The sequence below is a fragment of the Burkholderia sp. YIM B11467 genome, assembly GCF_052952715.1.
Window position 1 is genome coordinate 189,806 of sequence record NZ_JBQVSQ010000009.1, and the last position, 14,065, is coordinate 203,870.

The 14,065-nt window shown below is 67.7% G+C and carries 11 protein-coding genes; 4 read left to right on the top strand and 7 right to left on the bottom strand.

Annotated elements, in window-relative coordinates; translation table 11 throughout:
* The first annotated feature begins 21 nt into the window (after positions 1–21).
* From ACTRWB_RS28110 to ACTRWB_RS28120, 3 genes are all read left to right on the top strand, one after another.
* Positions 22–1,734 carry a M36 family metallopeptidase gene (locus tag ACTRWB_RS28110; RefSeq protein ID WP_446903765.1) on the top strand — a complete coding sequence of 571 codons (1,713 nt, stop codon included), beginning with the start codon at positions 22–24 and terminating at the stop codon, positions 1,732–1,734.
* Positions 1,735–1,813: 79 nt separating this feature from the next.
* Complete coding sequence (locus ACTRWB_RS28115; RefSeq protein WP_446903766.1) at positions 1,814–3,067, top strand: M20/M25/M40 family metallo-hydrolase; 1,254 nt, start codon at positions 1,814–1,816, stop codon at positions 3,065–3,067.
* A gap of 248 nt (positions 3,068–3,315) precedes the next feature.
* Entirely contained in the window at positions 3,316–3,678 is a 363-nt protein-coding gene (locus ACTRWB_RS28120; RefSeq protein ID WP_412023875.1) for a YbjQ family protein, read from the top strand.
* Between the two features lie 13 nt (positions 3,679–3,691).
* On the opposite strand, the gene ACTRWB_RS28125 is transcribed toward ACTRWB_RS28120, so the two are convergent.
* The 4 genes from ACTRWB_RS28125 to ACTRWB_RS28140 all read right to left on the bottom strand — a co-directional run bounded on the left by ACTRWB_RS28125 (position 3,692) and on the right by ACTRWB_RS28140 (position 8,760).
* Positions 3,692–4,942: an MFS transporter gene (locus ACTRWB_RS28125; RefSeq protein WP_446903767.1), complete on the bottom strand. Its 1,251-nt coding sequence runs from the start codon at positions 4,940–4,942 to the stop codon at positions 3,692–3,694.
* 238 nt (positions 4,943–5,180) lie between these two features.
* Positions 5,181–6,014 (bottom strand): alpha/beta hydrolase, encoded by an 834-nt coding sequence (locus ACTRWB_RS28130; protein ID WP_446903768.1) that lies wholly within the window; start codon positions 6,012–6,014, stop codon positions 5,181–5,183.
* Between the two features lie 93 nt (positions 6,015–6,107).
* The gene (locus tag ACTRWB_RS28135; RefSeq protein WP_446903769.1) at positions 6,108–7,238 is read right to left on the bottom strand and encodes an NAD(P)-dependent alcohol dehydrogenase; all 1,131 of its coding nucleotides are present in this window, start codon (positions 7,236–7,238) and stop codon (positions 6,108–6,110) included.
* Positions 7,239–7,299: 61 nt separating this feature from the next.
* Entirely contained in the window at positions 7,300–8,760 is a 1,461-nt protein-coding gene (locus ACTRWB_RS28140) for an aldehyde dehydrogenase family protein (RefSeq protein WP_446903770.1), read from the bottom strand.
* Positions 8,761–8,763: 3 nt separating this feature from the next.
* On the opposite strand from ACTRWB_RS28140, the gene ACTRWB_RS28145 reads away from it, so the two are divergent.
* The gene (locus ACTRWB_RS28145) at positions 8,764–9,924 is read left to right on the top strand and encodes an AraC family transcriptional regulator (RefSeq protein ID WP_446903771.1); all 1,161 of its coding nucleotides are present in this window, start codon (positions 8,764–8,766) and stop codon (positions 9,922–9,924) included.
* A gap of 121 nt (positions 9,925–10,045) precedes the next feature.
* Here ACTRWB_RS28145 and ACTRWB_RS28150 read toward each other — a convergent pair whose 3' ends face one another.
* The 3 genes from ACTRWB_RS28150 to betC all read right to left on the bottom strand — a co-directional run bounded on the left by ACTRWB_RS28150 (position 10,046) and on the right by betC (position 13,989).
* Entirely contained in the window at positions 10,046–11,185 is a 1,140-nt protein-coding gene (locus ACTRWB_RS28150) for a porin (RefSeq protein WP_129515630.1), read from the bottom strand.
* 257 nt (positions 11,186–11,442) lie between these two features.
* The gene (choX, locus tag ACTRWB_RS28155) at positions 11,443–12,408 is read right to left on the bottom strand and encodes a choline ABC transporter substrate-binding protein (RefSeq protein ID WP_446903772.1); all 966 of its coding nucleotides are present in this window, start codon (positions 12,406–12,408) and stop codon (positions 11,443–11,445) included.
* A 45-nt stretch (positions 12,409–12,453) separates the two neighbouring features.
* The gene (betC, locus tag ACTRWB_RS28160) at positions 12,454–13,989 is read right to left on the bottom strand and encodes a choline-sulfatase (RefSeq protein WP_446903773.1); all 1,536 of its coding nucleotides are present in this window, start codon (positions 13,987–13,989) and stop codon (positions 12,454–12,456) included.
* Positions 13,990–14,065: the final 76 nt, after the last annotated feature.

Consider the following 14,065-nt stretch of genomic DNA (forward strand, 5'->3'; position numbering starts at 1 on the left):
CCGTTGAGATGAGGATCACGTATGCAGACATCACGCAAAGCATTGCCGCTCGCCCTGGGTCTCGCGCTCGGTTTCGGCATCGTCGGCGGTACCTCGGCCGATACAAAAGTCTCGAACCCGCAAGCAACGAGCCTGCGCGAAAGCCTGACGCGCGGCGTCGCGCCGCCGGCCACGAAAGCCGATACGGCCGGCGGGCAGTTCCGTGCGGACGGCGTCGCCGTCACGCTGTACAACCCCGCGTATCGCGTGAAGAAGGCCGCCACGACGCCCGCCGCCACCGCGCGCGACTTCGTCGCGTCGCAGGCCGCGCAGCTCGGGCTCGACCCGGCCGCGCTCGCGAGCCTCGTCGTCACGTCGGAGCGCAACGACGCCGACTTCACCGTCGTGCGCCTGCAGCAGCAGGCAGCCGGACTGCCCGTGTACGGCAGCGACATCGCGGTGACGGTCGCGAAGGACGGTCGCATCCTGTATGTGGCGAGCAACACGATCAACGGCGTGGTCGCGACGTCGCGCAAGTCGCAGGCCGTCGACCAGCAGCAAGCGCTCGACCGCGCCCGCGCGTATCTCGGCGTGAGCGGCTTCACGAATCTGGATGCGCAACTCGTCGCGTTCGTCGACAAGACCGGCACGCACACCGCGTGGAAGGTGCGCGGCCGTCCGCAGGACGGGCCGAAGGGCGACTGGGAACTGCTGATCGACTCGGGCAGCGGCGAAGTGCTGCGCGCCGAGGACAAGGCGTTCTACGCCACCGACGGCACCGGCTTCGTGTTCCGGCCCGACCCGCTGTCGTCGACGAAGAGCAGCTACGGCAGCGCGGGCTACAAGGACAACAATGACGCCGATTCGTCGCAGCTCACCGCCGCGCGCGTGCGCGTGACGCTGAAGGATCTCGCGCAGTCGGGCTCGCGCTATTCGCTGTCGGGCCCGTACGCGGTGTGCGTCGATTTCGATGCGCCGCTCGACAAAGCGTGCCCCGTGCAGTCGACGCCCGCGTTCGAGTTCACGCGCGGCAACCTGTATTTCGAGGCCGTGAACGCGTACTACCACATCGACACGTTCCTGCGCTACGTGAACCAGACGCTCGGCATCAAGGCGCTGCCGTACCAGTACACGGGCGGCGTGCAGTACGACCCGCACGGCGAATCGGGCGACGACAACTCGTCGTACTCGTCGAGCAGCGGCCGGCTGACGTTCGGGCAAGGCGGCGTCGACGATGCGGAAGATGCGGACGTCGTGATCCACGAACTCGGCCACGGCATCCACGACTGGGTGACGAACGGCGGCCTGTCGCAACAGGAAGGGTTGTCCGAAGGCACGGGCGACTATCTCGCCGCCGCGTACAGCCGCGACTTCAACCAGTGGAGCCCGTCGGATGCGCAGTACAACTGGGTCTACAACTGGGACGGCCACAACGAGTTCTGGGGCGGCCGCGTGACCAACTGGAACGTCGGGCGCACCTATGCGCAGGCGCGCGGCGCGGAGATCCACACGGCCGGCCAGTACTGGGCCTCGTGCAACCTCGTCGCGCGCGACGCGATCGGCGCGCAGGCGATGGACAAGGCGTTCCTGAAGGGGCTGTCGATGACGAACAGCTCGACCAACCAGAAGGCCGCCGCGCAGGCCGTGCTGACGGCCGCTTCCGCGCTCGGCTACAGCAACGCGCAGCTCACCGCGATCGGCAATGCGTACAACAAGAGCTGCACGTACGGCGTGACCGTGCCGCAGAAATCGTAATCCCGCAGCAGGCGGGGGCGCATCGCACGACCTGCGGCACGCCCTCTTCCTCGACATCGCTACCCTCACGAGATCGAACATGCCTACTCTGAAATTGACCCGCCTGAGCGCCGCGCTGGGCGGCATGCTGCTGACCGCCGCCGCGCACGCGACGCCCGTGTGGATCACGCTCGGCGACGCGTCGTTCCGCCAGCTTCAACGCATCGATGCGAGCGCAACCGCGCAATACAGCACGACCGTCGACGCCGGCAAGACGGCCGACGGCACCGTGCGCCGCGAAACCGTTCACGTCGTCGAGATCGACGATGCGCGGCTCGGCGAACTGGCCCATGCAGTCCACCATACGCGCGGCCACGGGCCCGGCTACGTCGTGCACGATTCGTTCGACGAAGCACGCCAGGCGCTGCAGCCGTTGCCCGCCACGCTCGCGAAGCAGGCGGCCGCACCCGTGTTCAAGGTATCGAATGCACCGCAGATCAGCACCTGGATCCAGCAACTGCAGGCCAGCAACATCGTCGGCACGATCACGTCGCTGTCGAGCTTCACGAACCGCTACTACACGACATCGCACGGCGTCGCCGCATCGGACTGGCTCGCGCTGCAGTGGAAGCAACTCGCGGGTTCGCGTGCCGACATCACCGTCGAGCAATTCGCGCACACGGGCTTTCCGCAGAAATCCGTGATCCTGACGATCCGCGGCAGCGATCCCGCCGCGGGCACCGTCGTGCTGGGCGGCCACCTCGATTCGACCGTCGGCCGCACGACGGAAAACACGCGCTCGCCCGGCGCGGACGACGATGCGTCGGGTATCGCGAGCCTCACCGAAGCGCTGCGCGTGCTGCTCGCGAACAACTACCGGCCGAAGCGGACGATCAAGGTCATCGGGTATGCGGCCGAGGAAGCCGGGCTGCTCGGCTCGAAGGCGATCGCGAAACAGTTCCGCGCGCAGAATGCGAACGTGGTCGGCGTGCTGCAGCTCGACATGACGAACTACAAGGGCGATCCGAAGGACATTTACCTGATCACCGACTACACGAACGCGGCGCAGAACACCTACCTGACGAATCTGGCGAAGACCTACCTGCCGGAACTCGCGATCGGCACGTCGCAGTGCGGGTATGCGTGCTCGGATCACGCGTCGTGGAATGCGCAGGGTTATCCGGCGTCGTTCCCGTTCGAGGCCGACCAGAACGACAGCCCGTATATCCATACCGTGAACGACACGCTGGAGAACTCGGATCGCCAGGCGAACCATGCGCTGAAGTTCGGCAAGCTGGCGCTGGCCTATGCGGTCGATCTCGGCGGGGATGGCGGTACGGCTGTGAAGCCCTGACGGCGCGCTGACGGATCGTTTGTCGGTCCATCCGTCCGTCCGGAAATGAAGGAAGCGTGTGCGCGTTGGTCGCACACGCTTCCTTCCTGACGGTTCCCGTCAGCGTTCCGTAGAGACGCATGCACTAACAACCTTCGTGGAAGCCTTCACGGCGCGCCATCTGCCGCGCGATCAACTCGATCGAACCGGACGCGCACGCGCATCCGGATAGAATCGTCACTCGACCACTCCGCTACACGCCCCCCGCCATGACCGACACCTACCGCTCCATCGACGACCTGTCGCCCGCTCGCGTCACGACCGCGTTCGACCTGCCCGGCCATACGACCGTCCGCTCGCTCGGCGTCGCACAAGGCATCATCGTGCGCTCGCGCTCGATCGTCGGCTCGTTCGGCGCATCGCTGCAGACGATCTTCGGCGGCAACATCACGCTCTATACGTCGCTGTGCGAGAAGGCTCGCCAGCACGCATTCGACAAGATGCTCGACGATGCGCGCAAACTCGGCGCGAACGCGATCGTCGCGATGCGCTACGACTCGACCGAGATCGGCGCGGGCGTGACGGAAGTCATCTGCTACGGCACGGCCGTGCGCGTGACACAGGACGCGTAATACGTAATGCGCGTCAGGCGTCGCGCTCGAGCGATTTCATGTTCGTGAGCTGCGGAAACAGCCGCATCCATGCGAGTGCGATCGCGATCGTCGCGGCGCCGCCGACGACGATCGCCGTCGGCGCGCCCCACCATGCGGCCGTCACGCCCGATTCGAATTCGCCGAGCTGATTCGACGTGCCGATGAACAGCGAATTGACCGCGCTCACGCGGCCGAGCATGTCGTCGGGCGTGCGAAGCTGCACGAGCGACAGGCGCACGACGACACTGACCACATCCGATGCGCCAAGCGCGGCCAGCGCCACGAGCGACACCGCGAAGTGCCGCGACACCCCGAACACGATCGTCGCGATACCGAACGCGATCACGCCGCCGAACATCGCGCGGCCCGGCCGACCCTTCAGCGGAAAACGCGTGAGCCACAAAGTGCCCGCGAGCGCGCCGACCGCAGGTGCCGCGCGCAGCGCGCCGAGCCCCCACGGGCCGACCTGCAGGATATCGCGCGCGTAGATCGGCAGCAGCGCGGTCGCGCCGCCGAACAGCACCGCGAACAGGTCGAGCGACAGCGCGCCGAGGATCGCCGGTTCGCGTCGGATGAACGCGATCCCGGAAAACACCGAGCGCAACGTGACCGGCTCGCGTGCGGGTGGCGCGCTGCGCAGCGGAATCGTGCCGCTCAGCATCGCCGCGATCGCGAACGCCACGACGCTCGTGCCGAACGCGGCGGGCGCACCGACACCGTAAAGCAAGCCGCCGAACGCGGGCCCGAGGATCTGCGCGGCCTGGTTGGCCGACGTCGACAGCGCGGTTGCGCGCGGCAGGTCGGTGCGCGGCACCACGGCCGGCAGCAGCGACGAAACCGACGGTGACTCGAACGCGCGGGCCGTGCCGACGATCGCCGCGAGCGCGTACACGGCCGGCGCGGCCAGCCATCCCTGCACGGCACCGAGCAGGAACACGCCGGCAGCCAGCGCCTCGACGCCCTGACAGATCGTCGCGATGCGCCGGCGGTCGTAGCGGTCGGCTACCTGCCCGACGACGAGCGTCAGCGCGAACATCGGCACGAACTGCGCGAGGCCGACGAGACCGAGCGCGAATGCGCTGTGCGTGAGCGCATAGACGTACCAGCCGATCGCGACCGACAGGATCTGAAATGCCAGGGACGACATCACGCGCGTGCCCCAGAAGCGCTGGAACGGTGCGTGACGGAACAGGTTCGCGGGTAACGGGGATAAAGGACTGGGGTCGGGCACGGAGTCGGTCATCGAGGTCTCGGCGGTTGGCCCAAGGCTGTCGCTGCCAGGCCAGGCGTCGATGATAAGCCAAACGCGGCCGCGAGCGCGTCATGCACGCGCGACCCCGTCCCTCAGTCGAATCGACTCGCTGCCGCCGCCGCTTGGGTCAGCAGGACCGTTACCGAGAACGGCGCCGCGACTGCACACGCCCGCATCGGGCACCCACCTGCGGGCGCGACGCAGATCGCATCAGTACCGCGCCCGCATGTCATCCGGCGACGAGCGCGGACAATGCCTGCACCAGACACCCGTCCGGACGCGCCAGTTCGTCGAGCACCGAAAAATGCGTGCACCCCGCAACGTGGATCAGATCGACGGTCTCGCCGACCGCCCGGCAGGCGGCGGCATAGTCGTCCGAATGGCGCACGAGCTCCGGGAGCTCCGCGCCACCGACCGCGACGACGGTCGGCACCCCGCTGCCGACATGCCGCAACGGGCTGAACGCGTCGATCTCATGCTTCGACAGCTTCAGCTTGTCGTCGAGCCAGGACAGGCTGATCGGCTCCAGGTCGACGAGCGCGCTGATCGGCAGCGCGGCCGTGACGGCCCGGTGCGAGCGATGCTGCAAGGTCAGGTGACCGCCTGCCGAGTGACCGCTCAGCACGAGCGGCTTGCCGGCGATCCGAAGCCGGTCGCGATCGCCGGCGAGATGGTCGAGCAGGCGGCCGATTTCGCCGACGATCTGCGTCATCGACGCATCGGGCGCCAGCGTATATTCGGCCAGCACAACGTTGAACCCCGCAGCAAGCGGCCCGTTCGCGACGTACGCGAAATCCTCTTTCGTACAGTGCTGCCAGTAGCCGCCGTGAATGAACACGAACGTCGGCGCATTCGGCCGCTCGCAGGCGAACCAGTCGTAACGCTCGCGCGGTCGATCGCCGTAGCGAAGGTCGCGCCAGCACGACGCCGTGTCGTAAAGCTTCGCGCTGCGCGCCTGGCAATCCGCCAGCACGGCCGGGAAATCCGGTACGGCCTGGGTGTTGTCGTACGCGGCGTCGAGCGCGATGCGATCCATGCCGCGATAAAGGTAGGTCATGCTCATGCTCCGATGAAGGGTGTCCGTCGAGACAGGGGGTCGCCGTGTGGCGCGCGGGCGGACGGCCGTTGCATCGACGCAGGCCGCGCGCCCGCGGATTCACGCATGGCCGTCGACGAACAGGACCGGCTTCAGCGTCAAGCCGGCTTCGCTGTCCGCCGCCGCCCGGTTGATGTCGGCGAACGGATAGAACGTCACGAGCCGGTCGAACGCGAAGCGGCCCTGCATGTGCAGTTCGACCAGCTCCGGAATGAATTTGCGGGGCACGCTGTCGCCTTCGCAGATGCCCTGGATGCGCTTGCCCGCGATCATCAGGTCGTTGAGGTCGAAGGCGGCTTGCGTGCCCTGCGGCGACGCGCCCACGACACCGAGTACGCCCCGCGGCCCCAGCGCCGCCACGCCTTGCGCGAGAATCGCCGGGCGCCCGGTCGATTCGAGCGCGAAATCGGCGCCGCCGCCGGTGATGTCCCTGACGGCCTCGACCCAACCAGGCTCCCGGCTATCGATCGCGTGCGTCGCACCGAGCTCACACGCGAGCGCCAGCCGGGTGGGCACGACGTCCACCGCGACGATGGTGGCCGCGCCCGCCAGCCGGGCCGCGAGCACGGCGGATATGCCAACCGCGCCGGCGCCCAGCACCAGAAAGCGGCTGCCCGGCGTCACCTTCAACGAATGAATGACCGCGCCCGCGCCGGTCTGGATTCCGCAGCCGAGCGGCCCCAGCAGGCTCAGCGGAGCTGCCTTCGGCACCTTGATCGCACTGCTTTCGCGGCTCAGCGCGTAGGTCGCGAACGACGACTGCGCGAAGAAGTGATCGTGGAGCAGCGCACCGTCCGGCGTCGTGATCGCAACCTGCCCGTCTTCCCCGCTGCCGCCGAAGTTGCGCCTGAAGAAATCCGTGCAGTAGGACGTGTGGCCGGCGCAGCAGGACAGGCAATGCCCGCAATGCCCGTACGTCAGCACCACGTGATCGCCCGGCGACAGCGACCTGACCTCGGGACCGACCGCTTCCACGACGCCGGCGCCTTCGTGCCCGAGCACGGCCGGCAATGGCATCGGGTAATACTGATCGCGAATGATCAGGTCGGTATGGCACATGCCGGCGGCCACGATGCGCACCCGTACTTCGTCGTTCACCGGCGCGCGCAGGCGCGCCGGCTCCAGCGTAAACGGTGCGCCCTTGCTGCGGGTGACGGCTGCGACGATGTCGCGAAACGCGGGCTTGCTCATCGGGAGATCCTCCTGCCGGTTGCCGCCGCACGCGGCGGCGCCTGAACGAATCGCACCCACGTCACGCGGCGGACGACGGTGCAGCCACGCGGTTCCGGATCGTCACGGACTTCACGTGCGAATAGAGATTGAGCGTTTCGCGGCAATGCTCGACTCCGATGCCGCTTTCCTTGATGCCGCCGAACGGCACGCCGCCGGCGAGATTGAAATACTGGTTGATCCACACCGATCCGGCCTCGAGCGCATCGGCCGTGCGCATCGCGTTGTCGAGATCGGACGTGTAGATGCCGGCGGCGAGCCCGTACGGGACGTCGTTCGCTTCCGCCAGCATCCGGTCGACGTCGCTCCAGCGCAGCACGCACAGCACCGGCCCGAAGATTTCCTCCTGCGCGACACGCATGCTGTTGCGCGCCTCCAGCAGCGTCGGCTGGATGAAGTAGCCGGCCTCGCAGCCCGGCACCTTCTCGCGCGCGCCGCCGAACAGCACCTTCGCCCCCTCCTCCTTGCCGATGCCGATGTAATCCAGCACGCGCTCGCCCTGCTTCGCGGAAACGAGACAGCTCAGGTCCACGTCCTTGTCGAGCGGATCGCCGATCCTCATGCGCGCGGCGGCCGCGACCAGCTTGTCGACGAACGGCGCGTAGATGTCGTCGTGCACGAACAGGCGCGTGCCGGCCAGACACGACTGGCCGTTGCAGTACATCGCGGCGAACAGCGCGTCGTCGACGACCGCATCGATGCGCTCCACGTCCGGGAACACGATGTTGGGACTCTTGCCACCCAGTTCGAGCGACACGGGCACCAGGCGATCCGCGCCCGCGCGGCCGATGAGGCGGCCGACCTCCGGGCTCCCGGTGAAAGCCAGCTTCGCCACGTGCGGATGCGCGGTCAGCGCGGCGCCGACCTCGTCGCCAAAACCCGGTACGACGTTGATGACGCCCGGCGGGAAGATGCCGCCCGCGATCTCCGCGAACGCAAGCGTGGACAACGACGCGTTCTCGTCCGGCTTCAGCACGACGGTGTTGCCCGCCGCGACGGCCGGCGCCACTTTCAACGCGACCATCAGCGCCGGCACGTTCCACGGGATGATCTGGCCAATCACGCCGATCGGCTCGCGCTTCACGACCAGGTAGCCGCCGGGAATCGGCTTCCCGTACCCCTCGTGGGTCAGGATCGCGCCCGCGAAATAGCGGTACTGCGCGATCGCCTTCTCGTGATCGATGCGCGTCTCGGCGATACGCCGCCCGATGTCCCGCGCGTCGAGCTCGGCGAGGCGCGGCAGCGCCTGCTCCAGCGCATCGGCAAGCCGGTTCAGCAGCGCGGCCCGGGTCTCGTACGACGTTGCCTTCCAGGCCGGCAGCGCGCGCCGTGCGGCCTCGACCGCCGCGGCGACGTCGGCCGCGCCGCATCGCGCGATCTCCGCAAGATGTTCGCCGGTGGCCGGGTTGACGGCGGCGAAGGTCGCGCCGCCGCGCGGGCGGACGAACCCGCCGTCGATGTACGCCGTATAATTTCCGCTCATTGAATGCTCCATGGTTCCGTTGCGATCCGCTTAACATCCACACGGCCCCATGATTCCCGGCGCGGGCGCGGGCGACTATCGCTTCGGCGCCACCGGCATCGGAAACGCGCCACTATTCGATGCGGTGCCCCCGCTCCCGCAGGAAGGGACCCCATGAACGATCGCCTTCCCCGGCCCGGCCCGTCGCTGCCGGCTTTCCCTCCGCCGCTGTCCGACGGCGACATCCCGCGCGGCGCGATGCTGTTCGAATCCGACGATCTGGAAATTGCCCGACGCGAAATCGGCAAGGTCTATCGTCCGTACGCGTTCAGCGCGGCCCGGCACCGCGCGATGCCCGCCACCATGTTCAAGCTCGACGGCGACAATGTCGCACTGTCGTGGTTCGCCTACGGGACGGAAATCGCAATTCGGCCAGAAGTCTTCGGCGATTTCGTCCTGGTGCTCACGACGCTGGCCGGACATGCGGACATTCGCAGCGGCCGGCTCGCGCACACCGGCGGACGCGCGTCGACCGTGCTCGTCGCATCGGACGAGCGCGCGCAATTCCGTTACAGCGAGGACAACGTCCAGATGGGCGTGCGCATCGACGCGCAGCGCATCGCCGAACTCTGGCGCCGCATATCGGGACGCGCGCCGCCGTCCGCACTGCCATCGTGCGCGATGCTCGACGCGCTGCACCGCAACCGCTGGCTAGCGTCGGTGCAGACGTTGCGGCAATTGCTGGACCCCGGCACGCCGCACGCGCTGAAAGCGATGCAACTGCCACTGGTGGAAGAGTTGCTGATCATGAGCCTCGTCGGCGAGCAGCTGGCGCGCGCGGCGCCGGCCCGCGACGACGTGGCGCCGGCGTGTGTGAAGCGCGCCGTCGCGTACATCGACGAGCATGCCGGCGAACCGCTGACGCTGTGCGACATCGCGGCCGCCGCGCATTGCAGCGTGCGCACGCTGCAGCGCGCGTTCAGGCAATGGCGCGACACCGGCACGATGCGCTACCTGAAGGAAATCCGCCTGCAGCGCGTGAGGTCGGCACTGCAAGCAGCCGACGAAGCGGCTTCGATCACCGAGATCGCCACACGCTGGGGGTTCGGCCATCTCGGCGAATTCGCCGCGGATTACCGGCAGATGTTCGGCGAACGCCCGTCCGATACGCGCACGAAGCGCTGAGTCGTCGCTTCGTCGTAGTCCGTAGCAAGCTGATCCGTCAGGTAAACAAAAAAAAGCGCGAACCGCAGTTCGCGCCAAAGAGAGACCTCGCTGAAGACGTCGCTGCTCCAAACCACCCTGCTCAGAACGAATGCCGCATCCCGATCCGCACGTCGGCCTGCGTCTGCGTCGTCGACGGCGTGAAGCTGTAGCCGATCACCGCATCGACGCCCTGCGACGCACGCAGGTAATCGCCGGAGATGTACACGTCCGTACGCTTCGACAGCATGTAGTGCAGGCCCGCCGTGCCCTGGTTCCAGTGATGGCCTTCGAAGCGCGTGTGCTGGTAACCCGCGATCAGGCTCAGCGCCGGCGTGAACTGGTACGAGCCGCCGCCTTCATACACCTGCATGTGCGACGACTGGCCAAAGCCCTTGATCGTCGTGTACGAGAAGTTGGCGTCGAGCGTCAGCTTGTCGATCGTGTAGCTCGTGCCGATGCCGAACGTGCCCTGGCTGTCGACGTCCATCGGCGTGTTCGCGAACAGGTCGGTGCGTGCGCCGGTCGCCGGATCGACGGTGACGGTCTGCTGGCCGAGGAACGTGTGCGTACCGATCATCGCGTACGGGTCGAACGCGTAGATGCCGTTCGGGTTGTTCAGGCGCGTATACGCGGCGCCGATCGAGAAGTCGCCCTTCGTGAAGCTCGCGCCCGCGCTCCATGCGCTGTTGCGGTGGAAGTTGCCCGCGACGTTGCCGAACGAGTACATCGCGCCGAACTTGAAGCCGCTGAGATCGTTCGACAGGAACTTCACCGAATTCGGCAGGCGGTCGCCGTTGAAGCGGTCGAAGTCGCCCTGGTGGATCGCATAACCGCTGCCCCACGCCGAGATGTTGTAGATCGACACGAGTTCGTTCGTGATGTCGAGCTGGTTGCCGAACGACAGCGTGCCCCAGTCGTTCTGCAGGCCGACATACGCCTGCCGGCCGAACTCCGAGCCACCGAAGCCGAGTTGCCCGGTGCCGAGGCGGAAGCCGCTTTCGAGGGTGAACACCGCTTTCAGGCCACCGCCCAGGTCTTCCGTGCCCTTCAGGCCGAAGCGGTTCCCGTATGCGACGCCGTCGTCGAACTTGACCACGTGCGAGCCGCCGGTGTTGTTCACATACGTGATGCCCGCGTCGAGAATCCCGTACAGCGTCACGCTGCTCTGGGCATGCCCGATGGCGGGAATGCTGGCCGCGCATGCAAGCGCGGCGGCTACGGCGACTTTCGTGTGCTTCATTATCGACCACCCTCCCTGAACCATTCGATGGAAAGAACCTCGTCCCGGCGCGTACCGCGATGCGCCGGTGGATTCGAATTCAGTACGCCCGCTGGCTCCGGCATTTCGTTTTTCGCAATAACGCAGCCATTGGCGAAAAATACAAACCCATATTTCGGGTCACCCGTCTGAAGGCGACACCAAATGGTCACGATGCGACCGGTCGGGAAAACACGTAGACAGGCGGCGCGGCAAAAAGCCGGCCGCCAGAGGGGAGGTCAATGGCTGTCGAGGGCCGCGCGCACGGCCGGCAGGCCCGGTGCGCCGGCGGCGGTCGTCACGCCGTCCAGCCAGCCGGCGACCAGCGCCGGGTCGGCCTTCAGCGCATGCTGCGCCGCGACTGCGGGCGAGGTTTTGTGGTCGAGCATGTCGGCGATCATCCGGTTCTCGACGTCGACGGAGAACGTCATCTGCCGGAACAGCCGCGCCAGGTTCGCGCACTGGCCGGCAAACCCGGCGCGCGTGACCGTGTTGACCGTCGCGCCGCCGTAGTTCGGGCCGAAATACGTATCGCCGCCGGACAGGTAGGTCAGGTGGAACTTCGTGTTCATCAGGTGCGGCTCCCACGCGAGGAACACGATCCAGCGCTTGTCGCGCACCGCGCGCTCGACCTGCGTGAGCATGCCCGTCTCGCTCGATTCGACGAGCGACCAGTTCGCCGGGCCGAGCGCATGGTCGGACAGCATCCGCTTGATGTTCTGGTTCGCGGGCGCGCCGGGCTCGATCCCGTAGATCTTGCCGCCGAAGCGATCGGCGTAGCGCGCGAGGTCGGCGAATGTATGCACGCCCGCGGCCGCCACGTAGTCGGGCACGGCGAGCGTGAACTTCGCGCCGCTCAGGTTCGCGTGCAGCACGTCGATCGACTTCTCGTCGACGAACGGCTTCACGAGCGGCGCCTGCGCAGGCATCCAGTTGCCGAGGAACACGTCGACCTGCCCTTTCTTGAGCCCCTGGTACGTGATCGGCACCGACAGGTTCGCCACGTCCTGCCGGTAGCCGAGCGCCTTCAGCACGACGCCCGCCATCGCGTTCGTCGCGTCGATGTCGGTCCAGCCGGGCGCCGCCATCTTCACGTCGCCGCAGGTCTGCGGGTCGGCCGCGTGCGCGCCCTGCGTCGTCATCAGGCAGGCGGCCGCTGCAAGCGCCGCGCCGATCCGGATTGCTGTGTTGCATTGCCGTTCCATCGTCCGCTTCCTCCGTCGTTCGTTCAGGTTCGCGATGCGGGACACTCAGTGCCCGACACGCGGAAAACGCGCCATCGCCTCGAGCGTGTCGAGTTCGATGTGATTGCGCATGTAACGCTGGCTCGCGTCGGTGAACGGCTGCCAGTCCCACGCCTGGATGCGGCCCTGCGTCGTCGCCGCGTAATGGAAGCGCCGGCGCCGCTGGCTCGCGCGCACCTGCCGGTCGAGTTCGGGCAGGTTCCAGCGTTGCGCGGCTTCCGCGCGGAACGCCGCGAGCACGTCGGCGGCTTCCGGCGCGCCGGCCAGGTTCGTCAGCTCGCGCGGGTCGTCCGCGAGGTGGTAAAGCTGGTCGGGATCGGCCGGGCAATGCACGTACTTCCAGTCGCCGCGGCGAATCATCACGACCGGCGCGACCGCGCCCTCCGCAAGGTATTCGCCGAGCGCGACATCGTGCGCGGGCGTGCCGTGCAGGTGCGGCACGAGACTCGCACCGTCGACGGGGTCGGGCCAGCCGCCAGCGGGCGCTGCGCCGGCCAGGTCGACGAGGGTCGGCAGCAGGTCGACGTGCGACACCGGTCCACGCACGCGCGCGGCGCCGAAACGGCCCGGCGCATGGACGATCAGCGGCACGCGGCAGCCGCCTTCGAAGAACGTCATCTTGTACCAGAGCCCGCGCTCGCCGAGCATGTCGCCGTGGTCCGACGTGACGATCACGATCGTGTCGTCGGCGAACCCGCACTGCTCGAGCGCGGCCAGCACGCTGCCGAACTGCGTGTCGACGTAGGACGTCGCGCCGTAGTACGCACGGCGCGCGGCGCGGATCTGCGCGTCGGTCGGCGGCGTGCGGTCGTTCTCGCAGACGAACCGCAGCCGCTGCGAATGCGGGTCGCTGTCCGCCGCGCCGAGCCGCACGGCCGGCATGTCGATCTCGTCGTCGCGGTACCGATCCCAGTATTCGCGCGTGATCGCATACGGGTCGTGCGGATGGGTCAGCGACACGACCATGCAGAACGGCCGTGCATCGTGGCCGGCCGCGCGTTCGCGCGCGACGTCGTACAGCTTCTGCTTCGCGGCGAACGTGACCTCGTCGTCGAAATCGAGCTGGTTGGTCCGCACGCACGGGCCGGCCTCCAGCACCGAACTCATGTTGTGATACCAGCTCGGCCGCTCGGCCGGGCTGTCCCAGTCGGGCACCCAGCCGAAATCGGCCGGATAGATGTCGGTCGTGAGCCGCTCCTCGAAGCCGTGCAACTGGTCGGGCCCGCAAAAATGCATCTTGCCGGACAGCATCGTCCGGTAGCCGCCCGCGCGCAGGTAGTGCGCGAACGTCAGCGTTTGCGCCGGCAATTCGGCGGCGTTATCGTAGGCGCCGATCCCCGACGGCAGCTTGCCGGTCAGCAGCGAGAAACGCGACGGCGCGCACAGCGGGCTCGCGCAGTACGCGGCGTCGAACACCACGCCTTGCGCGGCGAGCCGGTCGAGCGTCGGCGTGCGCGCGACGCGGTTGCCGTACGCCGGCAGCGCGAACGGCGTGAGCTGGTCGGCCATCAGGATCAGGATGTTGGGTGTCGGGTTCGTCATCGGCGGTCGTGGGGAAAGCGGTGTTCGAATGGAACGGCGCGCCGCTCGGGCAGCGAGACGTCCGGCATGACGGAAG